Below are 17344 nucleotides of genomic sequence, written 5' to 3' on the forward strand. Positions count from 1 at the left end.
AGAAATTTCATTTTCCGCCAAGGCTGCGGCGTGGTGGCTCCGTCTTTCCGGCAAGGACCAGGAGGACAATCATGTACCGCACGCTTCTCACCGGCACCGCGCTCGCGGCGCTCGCCACCCCGCTCGCCGCCCAGACCACGATCGACAACGCGCGCACGACGCCGGTGAAGACGTCCGAACTGCGCAATGGACAGGGCGACGACCTGAAGATCGGTACCAACGGCACTATCAAGCCAACCGGCGGCAATGCGGTCACCGTGGACAGCGACAACGACGTCACCAACGATGGCAAGATCACCGTCACCGATGCGAACGGGGCATCCGGCATAGTGGTGGTCGGGCCGCGCACCGCTGACATCGTGAACAACGGCACCATCACGATCGACGAGACCTACACCCCGACCGACACCGACAAGGACGGCGACCTCGACGGTGGCTTCGCGAAGGGGACCGGGCGCACCGGAATTCGCGTCGGCGGCGCGCTCACCGGAAACGTGGCCCAGGCCGGAACGATCACCGTCGAAGGTAACCAGTCGGCCGGTATCTCCATCGACGGACCTCTGATCGGTGCCTTCACCCATAATGGCAGGACCACCGTGGTGGGCGACCAGTCGGTGGCGGTCGCGGCACAAGATGTCACTGGCAATGTCCGCCTCGCTGGGCAGGTCGGCGCGAGCGGCGCAGGTTCGGTCGGCGCGCGCTTCTCGGGCGATATCGACGGGGCGCTGGTCGTCCAGGGCGTCGTCACCGCGAGCGGCTATCGCAGCACGACCGCGCCCAGCGATGTGTCGAAGCTCGACGCGGACGACCTGCTGCAGGGCGGCGGCGCGCTGATTGTGGAAGGCGACGTGGCGAAGGGTATCGTCTTCGATGTCGCGCCCAGGGACACGAAGCCCGACGACAAGGACGAGGATGGCGACGGCATCGAGGACGACAAGGAAGGCAATGCCCGCATCTCTTCCTACGGCTCCGCGCCCGCGGTCGCCATCGGCGCGACGAACCGCGACATCGCGATCGGCGCGACGCAGGGTGGCGGCAACGGCTTCGGCATCGTTTTCAAGGGCGAGTTGATCGGCGACGGCGTCTATACCGGCGTTGCCGGAACGGGCATGGCGCTCGGCGGTCGCGGCGGCGGAGTTACCGTGGCGGGCGGCCTGCAGAACGACGGCGGCATCGGCGGCGCGGCCAAGAACGCCAATGCGACCGCGCTGCTGGTCGGGAACGGCACCGTCCTTCCCACTGTCGCAAACACCGGTACCATAGCCGCCGCCGTCACTGGCACCAGCGGACGGTCGGCGGCGCTACTGGTCGATGCGAATGCATCGTTGCCGCTCGTGAAGAACAGCGGCGTGATCCGGGCGGTGACGATCGCCGAGGGATCGGCCTACGCTATCCTCGACCGCAGCGGCACGCTCTCGAGCGTCGAGAACAGCGGCGCAATCCTGGCCGGAGGCGCGAAGGCCGGCGCAGGCCGCAATGTCGCCATCGACCTTTCGCAGCGCACGGGCGACAGCCAGATTAAGCAGACCGTCGCCGCGCAGGGCGCGCAGGCACCCCGCATCGAAGGCGACATCCGTTTCGGCGCGGGGTCCGACCTGCTCGATATCGCCGACGGCACGGTGATCGGCAACGTCGCGTTCGGGGCGGGCGACAACCGGCTGAAGCTGTCGGGCGATGCGATCTATTCGGGCAATGCGGATTTCGCGGGCGGAACCGGAACCCTGTCGATCGCCAATACGGCGACTTTCGCCGGGAAGCTTGTCGGGACGCAGAACACCGCGGTGACGGTTTCCGGCGGGTCGTTGTTCGTAAATGCCCCCGCCACGGTCAGGTCGCTGGATGTCGGGGCGACGGGCGTGGTCGGCGTGACGCTCGGCAGCGATCCCGCCGCCAGCGGCATCGTGGCCAACGGCGCTGCCAACTTCGCCCAGGGAGCGAAGATCGGCATCGCATTGAGCGAACTGCCGACGCTCGGCGAAAGCTACCGGCTCATCAGCGCCGGCACGCTCACCGGGGCCGACAAGCTTGCCACCACCGACGCCCTCCTCCCCTTCATGTTCAAGGCCGCGCTCGCGGTTTCGGGCAACACGGTCAACGTCGACATCGATCGCAAGGATTCGGACGAACTCGGTTTGAACCGTTCAGAGGCGGCAGCCTTCGACGGACTGTACGAAGCGCTCGCCAAAGACGACGACGTGGCCAAGATCTTCCTCAACATCGCCGATGCGCAGACGCTGCAGGCTTATGTCGGCACGACCCTGCCCGATCACGCGGGCGGCGGGTTCGAGGGACTGAGCCAGGCGCTGCGCGCTTTCGACCGCCATCTGACCGATCCGATCGGGCCGATCGAGCAGCAGGGCAAATTCCGGATCGTGGCCGATTTCGCCAGCTGGAAGTCGCGCAAGGATCGCGGCGACTCCATGGCCTACGACCTCGACGGATCGGGCCTGCGCGGCGGCGTCGAATATCTCACCGGCATCGGCGCGTTCGGCCTGACCGGCAGCTGGCTGTGGAACAAGCACGAAGCCCCGTTCGACAACAAGGTCGACGACACTAGCTACGAAGGCGGGGTGCATTGGCGCGGTACCTTCGGCCCCCTCGCGGGCTTCGCGCGAGTCGGGATCGGACGGTCCGATTTCGAAGGCAGCCGACGCTTCCAGGGCGGCGCTGGCGAGGACGCGGTTTCGTTCGACATCAGGCGCGACTGGTCGGGCGACTTCGTTTCGGCGACCGGAGGCGTATCGCTGGAAGGGGGATCGCAGTTCTTCTTCTTCCGCCCGTCGATCGCGCTCGACTATCTCCGCCTGAAGGAAGACGGGTCGGTCGAAACCGGCGGCGGCGATGCCCTGAACCTGACGATCGGCGATCGGACGAGCAAGGAGCTGGCGCTCGATCTGGCCACGGCGGCCGGGGTCGACCTGTTCGGCATGCAGCGGCGCGACCCGTTCTGGCTGCGGATCGAAGGCGAAGGCGGCTGGCGACAATTGCTGTCGAGCGACCTTGGCACCACGCGCGCGCACTATGCCGACGGCGATGACTTCCTGCTTGTCCCCGAGGAGCGCCAGAGCGGCTGGTTCGCGCGCCTGCGCGGTTATGGCGGCAACGGTTTCTACACTATCGGTGCCGATGTCGGCGCAGAAGAACAGTTCGGCAAGATCGGCTACAACTTCCGCGCCTCGGTCAGGTTCGGGTGGTAGAGAGCTTTGTGACCGCGATGTCGACGGGTTGTTCCGGCGCGTCTCTTCGACATCCTGACGAAAGGCAAAAGGTCCGCTCGCACGCAGAGACCTATTCGTTGGCGTGCGCAAACCCTGCAGGATAAATCTGCACGCATGCGCTGGAGCGGGTGAAGGGAATCGAACCCTCGTCGTCAGCTTGGGAAGCTGCTGCTCTACCATTGAGCTACACCCGCGTCTGGGCAGGCGGCGCGCTTGCCACGGAGGGAGGCTCGCGGTCAATATGCCTTGTGCGCGGCCCGTGTCGCCGGACCCATGCTTGTTCTGAGCCATTGAAGGGGTAAAAGGCCCACCAAAACACTCGGGAAGAGGAATTACATGCGTCAGATCGATCATTTCATCAGCGGCGGAACCGGCGGCTCGGCGGACCGCACCCATGATGTGTGGAACCCGTCCACAGGCGAGGTGCAGGCGCGGGTGCCGCTAGGCGATGCGGCACTGCTCGACCGCGCGGTGGAAGCGGCGAAGAAGGTGCAGCCCGAATGGGCGGCGACCAACCCCCAACGGCGCGCCCGGGTGATGTTCGAATTCAAGCGGCTGGTCGAAGCCAACAAGCAGGAACTGGCCGAATTGCTTTCGAGCGAACACGGCAAGGTGGTCGACGACGCGCATGGCGATGTGCAGCGCGGGCTGGAAGTGATCGAATATGCCTGCGGCATCCCGCAGGCGCTGAAGGGCGAGTACACGCAAGGGGCCGGCCCCGGCATCGATGTCTATTCGATGCGCCAGCCGCTCGGCATCGGGGCGGGCATCACGCCGTTCAACTTCCCCGCAATGATCCCGATGTGGATGTTCGGCATGGCGATCGCGGCGGGCAATGCCTTCATCCTCAAACCGTCCGAGCGCGATCCTTCGGTGCCGATCCGGCTCGCCGAGCTGTTCGTGGAAGCGGGCGCGCCCGAGGGGCTGCTGCAGGTGGTGAACGGCGACAAGGAAATGGTCGACGCGATCATCGACCATCATGACATCGCCGCGATCAGCTTCGTCGGTTCGTCCGACATCGCGCAGTATATCTACTCGCGCGGCACCGCGAACGGGAAGCGCGTGCAGGCCTTCGGCGGCGCGAAAAACCACGGCATCGTGATGCCCGACGCCGATCTCGATCAGGTGGTGGGCGATCTGGCGGGCGCGGCCTTCGGCTCGGCAGGGGAGCGCTGCATGGCGCTGCCGGTGGTGGTGCCGGTCGGCGAGGATACCGCGAACGCCTTGCGCGAGAAGCTGATCCCCGCGATCAACGCGCTGCGCGTCGGCGTCTCGACCGACAAGGATGCGCAATACGGCCCGGTGGTGACGCCCGAACACAAGGCGCGGATCGAACAGTGGATCGATACCGCCGAGAAGGAAGGCGCCGAGGTCGTGATCGACGGGCGCGGGTTTACGCTGCAGGGCCACGAGAAAGGCTTCTTCGTCGGCCCGACCCTGCTCGACAAGGTCACCACCGACATGGAGAGCTACAAGGAAGAGATCTTCGGACCCGTGCTCCAGATCGTGCGCGCGAAGGATTTCGAGGATGCGGTGCGCCTGCCGAGCGAGCACCAGTACGGCAACGGCGTCGCCATCTTCACCCGCAACGGCCACGCCGCGCGCGAGTTTGCGCACCGGGTCAACGTGGGCATGGTCGGCATTAACGTGCCGATCCCGGTGCCGGTCAGCTATCACAGCTTTGGTGGGTGGAAGCGCTCCGGCTTCGGCGACATCGACCAGTACGGCCAGGAAGGCCTGCGCTTCTGGACCAAGACCAAGAAGGTCACCCAGCGCTGGCCCGATGGCGGTGGCGACGGCTCCAACGCATTCGTCATCCCCACCATGGGGTGACCTCATAGCAGGAGGGCTTGTCGGTGAAGCAGTTCGTGATCGCGCTCCTGGCGCTTGTGCTTGCCGCCTGCGCAACGCCGCCTCCGGCGAAGGAGGTGACGCCGGTCGACAACGGCAAGCGCATCGCGCTTACCTTCGACGATGTCCCGCGAGCCGCCGGGGCGTTCCTGACGCCCGACGAGCGCACGCGGCGGATCATCGCCGCATTGCGAGAGGCCGGGGTCGATCAGGTCGCTTTCTTCGTCAACCCTGGCCATATCGCCGAGCGTCCCGGGGCGGAGCGTCGGATCGCCGCCTATACTGCGGCCGGGCACCTGATCGCCAACCATTCGAACACGCATCCGGGCCTCAGCGAGACACCGGCAGAACTCTATCTGGCCGATATCGACGCAGCAGGCGTTTGGCTGGAGGGTCGCAAGGGTTATCGCCCCTGGTTCCGCTACCCCTATCTGGACGAGGGGCGCGCGGACAAGGCCAAGCGTGACGCGGTGCGCGCGGGGCTGGCAAGTCGCGGCCTTTCCGACGGGTACGTTACCGCCGATGCGTCCGACTGGTGGCTGGAACAGGCGACGATCGATGCCAAGGATGCCGGGCAGCCGATCGACCGCGCGGCATTGCGCGATCTCTATGTCGAAAGCCATGTCGGCGCGGCTGATTTCTTCGACGATCTCGCGCGGCGGGCCATCGGGCGGTCGCCGGTCCATGTGATGCTGATGCATGAAACCGATCTGGCCTCGCTGTTCCTCCCCGATCTGATCGCGGCGCTCAGATCCGATGGGTGGACCATCGTGTCACCCGACATCGCCTACGCCGATCAGATCGCGGCGGAGGCCGCGCGCTACGACACCCCTTCGGCGCAGGGAACGCTGATCGAGATGGTAGCGTGGGAAAAGGGGCTGCCCGCCCCGCGGTGGTACGATCGCAACGACACCAAGGTGCTGTCCGCCCTGTTCCGGGCGCGGGTTCTCCACCTTCCGCCAACGCAAGAGTAGCTGGAGGCGGCGGAACGATCGGCCCGGCACCCCGTCTGCAAACTGGGAGAGAGTTAGAATGCGTAAGCGCACCACCGCTGTTATCGTCGCGCTAGGTTTGGCCATGGCGGCCTGCCAGGTCGATGCCGATCCGCCGAGCGAAGACGTGGCGACCACCGCCACCGCGATTCCGGTCGAGCCCGACGGCGGCACGGGTGCCGGGGCAGGACCACCGATGGTGGTACAGGCGGACACCATTCCGCAGAAATACCGTGGGGTGTGGGATTACAGCGGGGGGAATTGCCATCCGGCATCCGACCTGCGCATGGAAGTCGGACCGCGGACGATCACCTATTACGAATCGCAAGGTACGGTGAAGGCGGTGAAACCGGGCGGCAAGGACGGGATCATCGTAGTCCTCGCCATGGCTGGAGAAGGCGAACAATGGACCACGACACAGCGGCTCGACCTGAGCGCCGACGGCAAGACTCTTACACCCAGCGATGCACAGGCACCGGCCGATCACAAGCCGATGCCGCGAACCCGGTGCGCGACATGAGGATGGCCGTTCTCGCACTGGCGCTCGCCCCCCTTGCGGCCGGTTGTGCGACCGCGCCCACAGCTGGCGAGCCCGACCGCCTGCCTGCCCTGCCCGAGGGGTCGTGCAATGCGGACGGCGTCCAGACCATGTTGGGAGAGCGTGCCAGCCAGGAAACCGGCACGCAAATCCTCGGCCGCACCGGTGCCGACAGCCTGCGCTGGGGCCCGCCGGGTGCGGTGTTCACGATGGATTTCCGACAGGGCCGCGTGAACGTGATGTACGACGCGGACATGACAATCACCCGCATCTATTGCGGCTGATCGCGCCCGGCTGCGGCGCATTCGCCCAGTCTGCGGTCGAGAAGCGTGGTAAGATCGTCCAGCCCTTCGCACGCCGCCAGTTCCGTGGCCGCGATTAGCAATCCTGGTCGGTTGCAGGCTTCCTGGAGGAAGATCGCGGGCAACTCCGCTTCGGGTAGGTCGCTCCGCCCGGCCAGCTCGTCGCGATGGAGGAAGCGCACCGTGAGGGGGAGACTGTCCAGATAGTCTTTCCACCGCCGCCGCATCGCGACCGGACCGTAGGTGAGCGCGCATAGCGAACAGGGATATGTAGACGGGGAGACGATCTTGTGCGCCGCGTCGAACAGCCTGTCGAACACGCCGCCATCGGCGTTGTAAACTAGGATCAATTCGGTGCCGTGGCCGCCCATCCGCTCACATTCCTTTGGAGCGCATCGAGGGTCAATCGGCAATTCCGGGCAGGGCGCGGCGAAGAGGTGGTCAGGACTCGAAAAGGGGTGCTAGGGCCCATCCCATGACCGGACAATTTCAGCTTACAGACGACCAGCGCGCGATCCAGGACATGGCGCAGCGCTTCACCGCCGACAACATCACTCCGCATGCGGGCGAGTGGGACCAGACCCATCATTTTCCGCGCGACGTGATCAAGCGGAGCGCCGAGCTCGGCTTCGGAGCGATCTACGTTTCGGAAGAATCGGGCGGCATCGGCCTCGGCCGGCTGGAAGCGGCGCTGATCATGGAGGCGATGGCCTATGGCTGCCCCACGACGAGTGCGTTCATCTCGATCCACAACATGGCGAGCTGGATGATCGACTGCTTCGGCGGGGATGTGGTGAAGGCGAAGTACCTGCCTGATCTCGTCGGGATGGAGAAGATCGCCAGCTACTGCCTGACCGAACCGGGCAGTGGCTCCGACGCGGCGGGGCTGAAGACCACGGCGAAGCGCGATGGCGACCACTACGTGCTGAACGGCACGAAGCAGTTCATCTCTGGCGGCGGCGTCAACGACGTCTATGTAACGATGGTCCGCACGGGCGAGCACAAGACCAAGGGCATCACCTGCCTCGTGATCGACAAGGACACGCCGGGCGTCAGCTTCGGCGAACCCGAGAAGAAGCTCGGCTGGAATGCCAGCCCGACCGCGCAGGTGATCTTCGAGGATGCGCGCGTGCCGGTGGAGAACCGCGTGGGCGACGAGGGCGAAGGTTTCCGCTTCGCCATGATGGGGCTCGACGGCGGGCGCCTGAATATCGGTGCCTGCAGCCTCGGCGGGGCGCAGCGCTGCCTGGACGAGGCGGTCGCCTACACCAAGGACCGGCAGCAGTTCGACACCCCGATCGCCGACTTCCAGAATACGCAGTTCATGCTCGCCGACATGGCGACCGACCTGGAGGCGGCGCGCGCGCTGCTCTATCTCGCCGCGGCGAAGGTGACCGACGGGGCGCCGGACAAATCGCGCTTCTCCGCCATGGCGAAGCGGCTGGCGACCGACAATGGCAGCAAGGTGGTGAACGACGCGCTGCAACTGTTCGGCGGCTACGGCTATCTCAAGGATTACCCGATCGAGCGATTCTGGCGCGACCTGCGCGTGCATTCGATCCTGGAAGGCACCAACCAGGTAATGCGCATGATCGTGGGCCGCGACCTGCTGCGCCAGTGAACGAAAGACCTATGAGAGACGATATCAACATCCACACCCATGGCCGGGTCGGCCATATCTCGCTCAACCGGCCCAAGGCGCTGCATGCGCTGACGCTCGACATGTGTCTCGCCATTAGCGAGGCGTTGGCGGCGTGGGCGGAGGACGATGCAATCGAGGCGGTGATCCTCGACCATGCCGAGGGGCGCGGCTTCTGCGCCGGGGGCGACATCAACCTGCTGCGCCAGTCGGCGCTGAACGATGGCGGCAAGGCTGGGCGCGAGTTCTTCCTCCACGAATACCGCCTGAACCACCAGATGTTCACCTACGCGAAGCCGATCGTCGCCTTCATGGACGGTGTCACGATGGGCGGCGGCGTGGGCATCTCGCAGCCGTGCAAGTTCCGCGTCGCGACGGAGAACACGCGCTTCGCCATGCCGGAAAGCGGCATCGGTCTGTTCCCCGATGTAGGCGGTGGCTGGTATCTGTCGCGCCTCGGCGGGCGGCTGGGCCAGTTTCTGGCCCTCACCGGCGCGCGACTAGACGGGTCCGAATGCCTGTGGACCGGCCTCGCGACGCATTATCTGCCATCGGACAAGCTGGCCGAGGTGAAGGCGCGGATTCTCGACAACCCCGATCGCATCGGCGGCATCCTCTCCGAACCCGTGGGGACCCCGCCCCCGGCGCGCATCGCCGACAATGCGGACAAGATCGCCAAGCATTTCGCCTCCGACACCTACGAGGACATCCTCGCCAGCCTGGAGGCCGAGGCCGAAAACAACGGCAGCGAGTGGGCGGCGAAGGAGCGCGATACGCTGGGCACCAAGAGCCCGCAGACCTGCAAGGTCGCGCTGCGCGAGCTGGTCGAGAGCGCGAAGCTGGATGATTTCGCCGACGAGATGCGGATGGAATACCGCATCGGCAGCCGCGTCCTCACCCGCCCCGATTTCGCCGAAGGGGTGCGCGCGGTGATCGTCGACAAGACCGGCGATCCCAAATGGGACCCGCCCACGCCCGAAGGCGTTGACGAGGCGATGATCGACGCGATCTTCGCCCCGCTCCCGGCGGACGAAGAATGGACGCCGCTAGCCTAGCTCTTTACCGTCAATTGGGAGATACCCTTGGCCGAATACGAAACCATCACCACGCAAACCGACGGTGCTGTCACGCTCATCACGCTCGACCGCCCTAAGGCGCTCAATGCGCTGTCGAGCAAGGTCCTCGAGGATCTGATCGGCGCATTCGAGGCCTATCAGGCGGACGACAGCCAGCTCTGCGCGATCCTGACCGGCTCGGGCGACAAGGCTTTCGCTGCCGGTGCGGACATCAAGGAGATGAGCGAGAAGGACGCGGCGGATTTCTTCCTCCAGGATTTCTTTGCCAAGTGGACCAGCCACATCGTCGAGGCGGTGCGCAAGCCCTGGATCGCGGCGGTCAACGGCTTCGCACTGGGCGGTGGGTGCGAGCTTGCCATGATGGCCGACTTCATCATCGCGAGCGACAAGGCCAAGTTCGGCCAGCCCGAGATCAAGCTGGGCGTCGCCCCGGGCATGGGCGGATCGCAGCGCCTCACCCGCGCGGTCGGCAAGGCCAAGGCGATGGAGATGTGCCTGACCGGCCGGATGATGGACGCCGAGGAAGCCGAACGCAGCGGCCTCGTCGCGCGCGTCGTGCCGCATGACACGCTGATGGACGAGGCGATGAAGACCGCCCAGGCGATCGCCGGAATGCCGCCCCTGGCCGCGATGGTGAACAAGGAAATGGTCAACGCCGCCTACGAGACCTTCCTCGGCCAGGGCGTGCTCCACGAACGCCGCCTGTTCCAGATCCTCACCGCGAGCGAGGATAAGGCCGAGGGCATGAAAGCCTTCATCGAGAAGCGCGACGGACAGTGGAAGGGGCGGTGATTCCAGACCAGCCTTGGCCTGTCGTTTTCGGGATCGGAAGTATCCTCATGGGCTTGCTTACTGTATGGATGGCGGCCTTGGACGTTCGAGATGTAAAAAACCAGCAAGGTAAATTCTCGAAACGTTATCAGGCAGCGTTCGGCCACTGGAAAATAAATCGCGCGATGGTTCGGTTCAATTCGTGGACCGAGCTTTCTGCACTGATCATGGGCGGGCCCTTTTTAATAGGTCTCGGCATTTGGCTGATGGTAAGATAATTCGGAGAGTAATATGAAAATCGCCTTTATCGGCCTCGGCAACATGGGCGGCGGGATGGCCGCGAACCTGGTCAAGAACGGCCACGAAGTGCGCGCGTTCGACCTGTCGGAGGACGCGCTGGCCAAGGCCAAGAGCAGTGGCTGCGAGACCTTCACCGATGCGAAGGAAGCGGTGCAGGGCGTCGACGCGGTTGTCTCGATGCTGCCCAATGGCGCGATCGTGAAGTCGGTCTATTCCGACGCCGTGATCGGCCACGCGCCGGAAGGCGCGGCGCTGCTCGACTGCTCCACCATTGATGTCGCCACCGCCAAGGAAGTGAGCGAGATGGCCACCGCCAAGGGCTACAAGATGGTCGACGCGCCGGTCAGCGGCGGAATCGCGGCGGCAGATGGCGGCACGCTGACCTTCATGGTCGGCGGCAGCGAAGAGGCGTTCGCGGCGGCCAAGCCGATCCTCGAAGGCATGGGCAAGGCGGTGATCCATGCAGGCGATGCGGGCGCGGGCCAAACCGCCAAGATCTGCAACAACATGCTGCTCGCGATCTCGATGATCGGCGTCGCCGAAGCGATGCAGATGGCGCAGAAGCTGGGGCTCGATCCGCAGAAGTTCTACGAGATCTCCTCGCAGTCGTCGGGCTATTGCTGGTCCCTCAATGCCTACACCCCGCTGCCCGGCGTGGGCGTCGAGAGCCCTGCCGACAAGGACTACCAGGGTGGCTTCGCGACCGCGCTGATGCTCAAGGACCTGCGCCTCGCGATGGCGGCGGCGGAAGAGGTCGACGCGGGCGTGCCGCTGGGCGCACGCGCGGCGAGCCTGTACGAGGATTTCTCGGGCGCGGGCAATGACGGCCTCGATTTCTCGGCGATCATCAAGACGTACAAGTAACCGGCAATCCTCCTCGTTTTCGCGCCAGCGCATACGGGGAGGATCAGAATTCTTCGAGAATCCGCTCCAGCCATTCGCGCGGGGTCTTGCGGCGTCCCACATCGGCGACGAATTCCTGACCGCGTGCGACGCTGCGCAGGCGACCGCCGCGCAACCAGCGATCGCGCCGGTCGTGGTAGCTCAGCCCGCCGGGTTTCAACCACGCAGGCCTCTCCCACAGCGTAAGCGGACCGCCGGGCACGGTGAGGCGCAGCGCCTCGCTGGCGAAGCGCGCCTGCCTCCCCTCGCCCTCGTAGATCGTGTCGTTGCTGCCGTGCATGCCGAGCACGTGGGGGTGGCTGCTATCCTCCAGATGCTCGGGCACCCCCTGGGCCAGCCGATGCACCGCCGCGACGCGGAGGTAGCCGAAGATGCGATGGTGACGCTCGCCGTCCTCGCTCGCGAACAGGCCGAAGAACAGGAAGGTATCGCCCACGCCGACGCCGTTGTTGACGAGGTGCGTCTGCGCCGCGCCGACCTGCCCGAAGATGCAGCGGCCATCGCGCGTGAACATCGGATCGTGATGGCAGAGCGAATCCGCGCCATACGCGCCCCTGCTCGCCCTCGCGGCATGGTCACCCAGCCCCAGGTCGCCGTAGGTCGTCCTCGCGATGCCCTTGCTGTCGGGAATCGGCAGCGAGACCGGCACGCCGTCGACGATCGGCGACGATCCGCCGCCCGATCCGCTGTCGAACCCCTTGCGGCTGAAGATGATCCGCAAGGCTGGCCTCGCTACTGCCCGCCGACCTCGCTCGGCACCGGACGACCGCCCGGCGCGATCTCGCCCTGCCAAGCCAGCACCGGCTTGCGCGCCGCCTGCGTTTCGTCGAGCCGGCGGCGCGGCGCGTAGTAGGGCGCGGCCTTCAGGCTTTCGTCGCCCGCCTTGGCCCGCTCCGCGACCGAGCGCAGTGCACCGATGAACTGGTCGAGGCCGGCCTTGCTTTCGGTCTCGGTCGGCTCGATCAGCATCGCTCCGTGGACCACCAGCGGGAAGTACATCGTCATCGGGTGGAAACCCTCGTCGATCAGCGCCTTGGCGAGGTCGAGCGTGGAGATGTCCTCGGCCAGCGTCTTATCGCTCAGCAGCGCCTCGTGCATGCACGGCCCGCTGCCGCCGAAGGGCGCGTCGAGCACGTCCTCGAGGCTGCGCAGCACGTAGTTCGCATTCAGCACCGCGTCTTCCGCAACCTGCGCCAGCCCGTCCGCGCCGTGGCTGAGCATGTAGGTCAGCGCGCGAGTGAACATCCCCATCTGCCCGTGGAACGCGGTCATCCGGCCAAAGGCGTCGCGGTGGTCGAATTCCTCCGCATTCTCCTCCTCGACCAGATGAACCACCCCGTCTTCGGTCCTCGCGGTGAAGGGCAGCGGACCGTAGGGGCACAACGCTTTCGACAGCACCACCGGGCCCGAGCCCGGTCCGCCGCCGCCATGCGGGGTGGAGAAGGTCTTGTGCAGGTTGATATGCATCGCATCGACGCCAAGGTCGCCGGGACGCACCTTACCCACGATCGCGTTGAAGTTCGCCCCGTCGCAATAGACGAAGCCGCCCGCCGCGTGCACCGCGTCCGAAATCGCCTTCATGTCCCGCTCGAACAGGCCGCAGGTGTTGGGGTTGGTGATCATCACCGCGGCGACATCCGGCCCCAGGCGCGCTTTCAGCTTGTCAAGATCGACCCGGCCGTCCTCGGTCGCGGGAATGTCCTCCACCTCGTAGCCCGCAAAGGCGGCGGTGGCGGGGTTGGTGCCGTGCGCGCTTTCGGGCACCAGCACGACCTTGCGCGCATCGCCGCGCGCTTCGAGGGCGGCGCGGATGCATAATATGCCGCACAGCTCGCCATGCGCGCCCGCCTTGGGGCTCATCGCGACACCTTCCATGCCGGTCAGCTTGATCAGCCAATGCGCCAGTTCGTTGATCACTTCCAGCGCGCCGGGCACGGTCGAGACGGGCTGGAGCGGATGCACGTCGGCGAAGCCCGGCATGCGCGCGACCTTCTCGTTGAGCCGCGGATTGTGCTTCATCGTGCAGGACCCAAGCGGGAAGAGCCCGAGGTCGATGGCGTAGTTCTGGCGGCTGAGGCGGGTGTAGTGCCGCACCGCCTCCGGCTCCGACAGGCCCGGCAGCCCGATGGTTTCGGAGCGCGCGAAACCGCCGAGGCGCGAGGAGACCTCGCCGCTCTCTTCGGGCAGATCGACGCCGGTCGTCTCTGTCGTGCCGATCTCGAAGATCAGTGGTTCTTCCAGCATCAGCGCGCGGTTGCCGGTCACGGTCGGCGGGCCGTCATGCGCGCCCTCGTGCTGCGCGGGACTTTGGGGTTTCCAGCCGGATGCGTTGGGATTGCTCATGCCAGTTCCTCCGCCAGCGCGGTGGCGAGGGTCTCGATATCCTCCTCGCTCGTCGTCTCGGTCAGCGCGATCACCAGCCCGCCCTTCAACTCGTCGTGCGAGGGGAAGAGCCGCCCGAGCGACACGCCCGCGAGCACGCCCTTGTCCGCGAGCGAGCGCACCACGGCGCGCGCGTCCGTGCCTGCCCCGGACCCCGATCCGGGGTCGAGCAGGATCGTGAACTCGTTGAAGAAGGTATCGTTCAAGATCTTCACCCCCGGCACCTGCGCCAGCCGGTCGGCGGCCTTGACGGCGAGGCGGTGGTTCTCCGCTGCCAGTTGCCGCAGGCCCCGCTCGCCCAGCAGCGTCATGTGGATGGAGCAGGCGAGTGCACACAGCCCGCTATTGGTGCAGATATTGCTGGTCGCCTTCTCGCGCCGAATATGCTGCTCGCGGGTGGAGAGCGTCAACACGTAGCCGCGCTTGCCCTCGGCATCGACCGTCTCGCCGCACAGGCGACCGGGCATCTGGCGAACGTGCTTGCTGTCGCGCACCGCGAACAGGCCGAGATACGGCCCGCCGAATTGCAGGCCTACGCCCAGTGCCTGCCCCTCGCCGACCACGATGTCCGCGCCCAGCTCGCCAGGCGATTTGATCGCTCCGAGAGCCACCGGCTCGGTATTGACCGCGATCAGTAGCGCGCCCTTCGCATGCGCCGCCTCGGCGATCTCGGCGAGGTCGGGAATGCGCCCGAGGATATCGGGATATTGCACCACGACGCAGCTCGTCCGATCGTCGATGCGCGCGATCAACCCGGCATTGTCGGGCTGCGCCTGGATCGCCGGGAGCGCGCCCGCGATCTCGTCGTCGGTAAACTTCGCCATGGTCCGCACGACCTCGGCGTAATGCGGATGGAGCGCGCCCGAGAGCACCACGCGCTTCTTCTTCGTGATCCGCGCCGCCATCGCCACCGCTTCCCAGCACGCGGTCGAACCGTCGTACATCGACGCATTGGCCACCGCGCAACCATACAGGCGCGCGACCTGGCTCTGGAACTCGAACAGCATCTGCAGCGTGCCCTGGGCGATCTCGGGCTGGTAGGGCGTGTAGGCGGTCAGGAACTCGCCGCGCTGGATGATGTGGTCGACCGTAGCGGGCACATGGTGGCGATAGGCCCCCGCGCCCAGGAAGAAGGGCGCGTCGGCCGCCGCGAGATTCTTCTTCGAAAGCGCGCGCATGTGGCGCTCGACCGCTATCTCGCCCGCATGCATCGGAAGGCCTTCGATCGGGCCGGACAGCCGCGCCGCCTCGGGCACGTCGGCGAACAGATCGTCGATGGTCTCCGCGCCGCATTTTGCCAGCATCGCGGCGCGGTCGCTATCGGTCAGGGGGAGGTAGCGCATTCAGTCGGCCTTTGAGGTTGCCTTAAGAGGCTGGATATCCATGGGATGAAGATCAGTCACGCGGTCGAAGCACGTATGAAATGTGCAAGTGCTATCGAGGCGGCCGCGTATACGTACGTGGCGGTACTGATAGGCCTTAGCCTTTTCATCGAAGCGAGCATCAGCGCCAATACCGAGAGCTTGTTCGTAAGCATCAAGCGCCTCGTCGGAGCTCGGCAGGTTGCTGCGCATCTCCTCCATCGTGGCCCGCGAAGGAAAAAGCGCGCAATCGAAACCCTCGCATTTGCCGAGCCATCCATCGACGGACACAATATCTCCGTTCCAAAACACGATGTTGCCTTTCGCCCTTCCGACCGAAATTGGCTCGGGCGGGGCGGAACATGCGGACAGTATCGCCGAACCGATCAAGGCGGCGCTCGTCCTCACAGCCCGTCGCAGAAGCTCTTGTAGGCGGATTGGTCCATAAGGCCGTCGAGCTCGCCCTTGTCGGCGATCGAAAGCTTGAAGAACCAGCCCGCTTCCTCGGGGCTCGAATTGACCAGCGAGGGGTCATCGTCGAGCGCACCGTTGGCCTCGATCACCTCGCCGCTGATCGGGGCGTAGACGTCGCTCGCCGCCTTGACGCTCTCGACCACCGCGGCGTCCTTGCCCTTGGTCAGTTCCGCGCCGCTGTCGGGCAGTTCGACGAACACGATGTCGCCGAGCTGACTTTGCGCATAATCGGTGATGCCGACCGTGGCGGTGTCGCCATCGACGTCGATCCATTCGTGTTCGTCGGTGAAGTAACGGGCCATCGAAATCAGCTCCCTCGGTAATAGTTGTGGGGGACGAAAGGCATTGAGGTGACGCGCGCGGGCAGGCGCTTGTTCCGCACCTCGACCTCCAGCCCGGTTCCCTCATCGGCATGGGCAGCATCGACATAGCCCATCGCGATCGGGTGGCCGAGCGTGGGCGAGAAGCCGCCGCTGGTGACGACGCCGATCTGGTCGTCGCCGACGAAGATCGGTGCGCCCTCGCGCGCGGGCAAGCGCCCGTCGAGCGTGAGGCCCACGCGGAAGCGTGTCGAACCACCGTCGAGCGCCTTCATCACCGGCGCGTGGCCCATCCAGCCACCGCTCTCGCGGCGTTTCTTAGACAGCGCGAACGTCAGATTGGCGCTGACCGGGTCGATCTCCGCCGTCAGGTCGTGGCCATAGAGCGGAAGACCCGCTTCCAGCCGCAGCGAGTCCCGCGCGCCGAGCCCGGCGGGCCGTACCTCGATCTCCGCGCAAAGACGATTGGCGAGAATTTCCGCCTGCTCGGCGGGCACCGAAATCTCGAACCCGTCCTCGCCGGTATAGCCGCAGCGCGAGATGCGCAGCGGCAGTTCGCCGAAATCGTAGTGCATCGACTGCATAAAGGTGAGCTCTTCGGGCACGCCGCGCATCGCCCGGCCCAGGGCGTTGGTGGCCGCGGGGCCTTGCAGCGCGATCAACGCCTGGTCTTCCAGGTGGGTCAGCGTGACATCGTCGGGCAGGTGTTCGCGCAGATAGGCGATGTCGTCCCACTTCATCGCGCCGTTCACGACCACGTAATAGGCGGGATCGCCCCATCGGCCCTCGACCACGACGTTGCCGTCCTCGTCTTCTTCGGCCGGAATCCACGGCGTGGCGTTGGTGACCATCAGATCGTCCAGCACGCCGCCATCTTCCGCCATCAGCAGGGAATAGCGCACCCGGCCCGGCTTCAGGCTGGTGATATCGCCCGGCAACACCGCTTCCAGCGCGGACGCGGCATTCTCGCCAGTGACCATCAGCTGGCCCATATGGCTGACGTCGAACAGCCCCGCGTGCTGGCGGGTCCATTCGTGTTCGGTCACGATCCCCTGATACTGGATCGGCATCTGGTATCCGGCGAAGGGCACCATGCGCGCGCCCTGTCGGCGATGCCAGGCGTCCAGCGGCAGCGTTTCGGTGTTGTTATCGTCGCTCATTCAGCGGGTCCCCGACACGGCAGCGCGGCGGCTCCGGGATGAAGCGCCTGCACCTGC

At 65.8% G+C, this 17344-nt stretch carries 16 protein-coding genes and 1 tRNA gene; 9 read left to right on the forward strand and 8 right to left on the reverse strand.

Annotated elements, in window-relative coordinates:
* Window positions 1–71: 71 nt before the first annotated feature.
* Complete coding sequence (locus MKP08_RS01110; protein WP_241554537.1) at window positions 72–3197, forward strand: autotransporter outer membrane beta-barrel domain-containing protein; 3126 nt, start codon at window positions 72–74, stop codon at window positions 3195–3197.
* 141 nt (window positions 3198–3338) lie between these two features.
* Here MKP08_RS01110 and MKP08_RS01115 read toward each other — a convergent pair.
* Window positions 3339–3412, reverse strand: a tRNA-Gly gene (locus MKP08_RS01115).
* 142 nt (window positions 3413–3554) lie between these two features.
* Between MKP08_RS01115 and MKP08_RS01120 the strand changes: the two genes are divergently transcribed.
* From MKP08_RS01120 to MKP08_RS01135, 4 genes are read left to right on the forward strand one after another with little or no spacing between them, the layout of a single operon-like run.
* Entirely contained in the window at window positions 3555–5051 is a 1497-nt protein-coding gene (locus MKP08_RS01120; protein ID WP_241554538.1) for a CoA-acylating methylmalonate-semialdehyde dehydrogenase, read from the forward strand.
* A gap of 23 nt (window positions 5052–5074) precedes the next feature.
* Window positions 5075–6043 (forward strand): polysaccharide deacetylase family protein, encoded by a 969-nt coding sequence (locus tag MKP08_RS01125; protein WP_241554539.1) that lies wholly within the window; start codon window positions 5075–5077, stop codon window positions 6041–6043.
* Between the two features lie 58 nt (window positions 6044–6101).
* The gene (locus MKP08_RS01130) at window positions 6102–6581 is read left to right on the forward strand and encodes a hypothetical protein (protein WP_241554540.1); all 480 of its coding nucleotides are present in this window, start codon (window positions 6102–6104) and stop codon (window positions 6579–6581) included.
* Window positions 6582–6583: 2 nt separating this feature from the next.
* Window positions 6584–6883: an I78 family peptidase inhibitor gene (locus MKP08_RS01135; protein WP_241554541.1), complete on the forward strand. Its 300-nt coding sequence runs from the start codon at window positions 6584–6586 to the stop codon at window positions 6881–6883.
* On the opposite strand, the gene MKP08_RS01140 is transcribed toward MKP08_RS01135, so the two are convergent.
* A complete protein-coding gene (locus tag MKP08_RS01140; protein ID WP_241554542.1) occupies window positions 6871–7272 on the reverse strand; it encodes a hypothetical protein in 402 nt (133 codons plus the stop codon). The genes MKP08_RS01135 and MKP08_RS01140 overlap by 13 nt on opposite strands.
* A 104-nt stretch (window positions 7273–7376) precedes the next feature.
* Here MKP08_RS01140 and MKP08_RS01145 point away from each other — a divergent pair, with 104 nt between their 5' ends.
* From MKP08_RS01145 to mmsB, 4 genes are all read left to right on the forward strand, one after another.
* The gene (locus tag MKP08_RS01145) at window positions 7377–8522 is read left to right on the forward strand and encodes an acyl-CoA dehydrogenase family protein (RefSeq protein ID WP_241554543.1); all 1146 of its coding nucleotides are present in this window, start codon (window positions 7377–7379) and stop codon (window positions 8520–8522) included.
* Between the two features lie 11 nt (window positions 8523–8533).
* Window positions 8534–9595, forward strand: a complete 1062-nt coding sequence (locus MKP08_RS01150) for an enoyl-CoA hydratase/isomerase family protein (RefSeq protein ID WP_241554544.1) — start codon at window positions 8534–8536, stop codon at window positions 9593–9595.
* Window positions 9596–9622: 27 nt separating this feature from the next.
* The gene (locus MKP08_RS01155; RefSeq protein ID WP_241554545.1) at window positions 9623–10408 is read left to right on the forward strand and encodes an enoyl-CoA hydratase-related protein; all 786 of its coding nucleotides are present in this window, start codon (window positions 9623–9625) and stop codon (window positions 10406–10408) included.
* Window positions 10409–10678: 270 nt separating this feature from the next.
* A complete protein-coding gene (gene mmsB, locus MKP08_RS01160) occupies window positions 10679–11551 on the forward strand; it encodes a 3-hydroxyisobutyrate dehydrogenase (RefSeq protein WP_241554546.1) in 873 nt (290 codons plus the stop codon).
* 43 nt (window positions 11552–11594) lie between these two features.
* On the opposite strand, the gene MKP08_RS01165 is transcribed toward mmsB, so the two are convergent.
* From MKP08_RS01165 to gcvT, 6 genes are read right to left on the reverse strand one after another with little or no spacing between them, the layout of a single operon-like run.
* Window positions 11595–12311, reverse strand: coding sequence for a hypothetical protein (locus tag MKP08_RS01165; RefSeq protein ID WP_241554547.1), 717 nt, complete (start codon window positions 12309–12311; stop codon window positions 11595–11597).
* An 11-nt stretch (window positions 12312–12322) separates the two neighbouring features.
* On the reverse strand, window positions 12323–13933 hold the full coding sequence (gene gcvPB, locus MKP08_RS01170; protein ID WP_241554548.1) for an aminomethyl-transferring glycine dehydrogenase subunit GcvPB: 1611 nt from the start codon (window positions 13931–13933) through the stop codon (window positions 12323–12325).
* Window positions 13930–15315, reverse strand: a complete 1386-nt coding sequence (gene gcvPA / locus MKP08_RS01175) for an aminomethyl-transferring glycine dehydrogenase subunit GcvPA (RefSeq protein WP_241554549.1) — start codon at window positions 15313–15315, stop codon at window positions 13930–13932. The genes gcvPB and gcvPA overlap by 4 nt, the downstream gene beginning before the upstream one ends.
* Complete coding sequence (locus tag MKP08_RS01180) at window positions 15316–15723, reverse strand: putative porin (protein WP_241554550.1); 408 nt, start codon at window positions 15721–15723, stop codon at window positions 15316–15318.
* A gap of 14 nt (window positions 15724–15737) precedes the next feature.
* Window positions 15738–16109, reverse strand: a complete 372-nt coding sequence (gcvH, locus tag MKP08_RS01185) for a glycine cleavage system protein GcvH (RefSeq protein ID WP_241554551.1) — start codon at window positions 16107–16109, stop codon at window positions 15738–15740.
* Window positions 16110–16114: 5 nt separating this feature from the next.
* A complete protein-coding gene (gene gcvT, locus MKP08_RS01190; protein ID WP_241554552.1) occupies window positions 16115–17287 on the reverse strand; it encodes a glycine cleavage system aminomethyltransferase GcvT in 1173 nt (390 codons plus the stop codon).
* Between the last annotated feature and the right edge of the window lie 57 nt (window positions 17288–17344).

The organism is Erythrobacter sp. LQ02-29 (genome assembly GCF_022576075.2).
Taxonomy (GTDB): Bacteria; Pseudomonadota; Alphaproteobacteria; order Sphingomonadales; family Sphingomonadaceae; genus Alteriqipengyuania.

What these genes read in the sequence shown, in the direction of transcription:
- MKP08_RS01110 (WP_241554537.1), top strand. Translation starts at nt 72, where the DNA reads ATGTACCGCACGCTTCTCACCGGCACCGCGCTCGCGGCGCTCGCCACC.
- MKP08_RS01120 (WP_241554538.1), top strand. Translation starts at nt 3,555, where the DNA reads ATGCGTCAGATCGATCATTTCATCAGCGGCGGAACCGGCGGCTCGGCG.
- MKP08_RS01130 (WP_241554540.1), top strand. Translation starts at nt 6,102, where the DNA reads ATGCGTAAGCGCACCACCGCTGTTATCGTCGCGCTAGGTTTGGCCATG.
- MKP08_RS01135 (WP_241554541.1), top strand. Translation starts at nt 6,584, where the DNA reads ATGGCCGTTCTCGCACTGGCGCTCGCCCCCCTTGCGGCCGGTTGTGCG.
- MKP08_RS01140 (WP_241554542.1), bottom strand. Translation starts at nt 7,272, where the DNA reads ATGGGCGGCCACGGCACCGAATTGATCCTAGTTTACAACGCCGATGGC.
- MKP08_RS01145 (WP_241554543.1), top strand. Translation starts at nt 7,377, where the DNA reads ATGACCGGACAATTTCAGCTTACAGACGACCAGCGCGCGATCCAGGAC.
- MKP08_RS01150 (WP_241554544.1), top strand. Translation starts at nt 8,534, where the DNA reads ATGAGAGACGATATCAACATCCACACCCATGGCCGGGTCGGCCATATC.
- mmsB (WP_241554546.1), top strand. Translation starts at nt 10,679, where the DNA reads ATGAAAATCGCCTTTATCGGCCTCGGCAACATGGGCGGCGGGATGGCC.
- gcvPB (WP_241554548.1), bottom strand. Translation starts at nt 13,933, where the DNA reads ATGAGCAATCCCAACGCATCCGGCTGGAAACCCCAAAGTCCCGCGCAG.
- gcvPA (WP_241554549.1), bottom strand. Translation starts at nt 15,315, where the DNA reads ATGCGCTACCTCCCCCTGACCGATAGCGACCGCGCCGCGATGCTGGCA.
- gcvH (WP_241554551.1), bottom strand. Translation starts at nt 16,109, where the DNA reads ATGGCCCGTTACTTCACCGACGAACACGAATGGATCGACGTCGATGGC.
- gcvT (WP_241554552.1), bottom strand. Translation starts at nt 17,287, where the DNA reads ATGAGCGACGATAACAACACCGAAACGCTGCCGCTGGACGCCTGGCAT.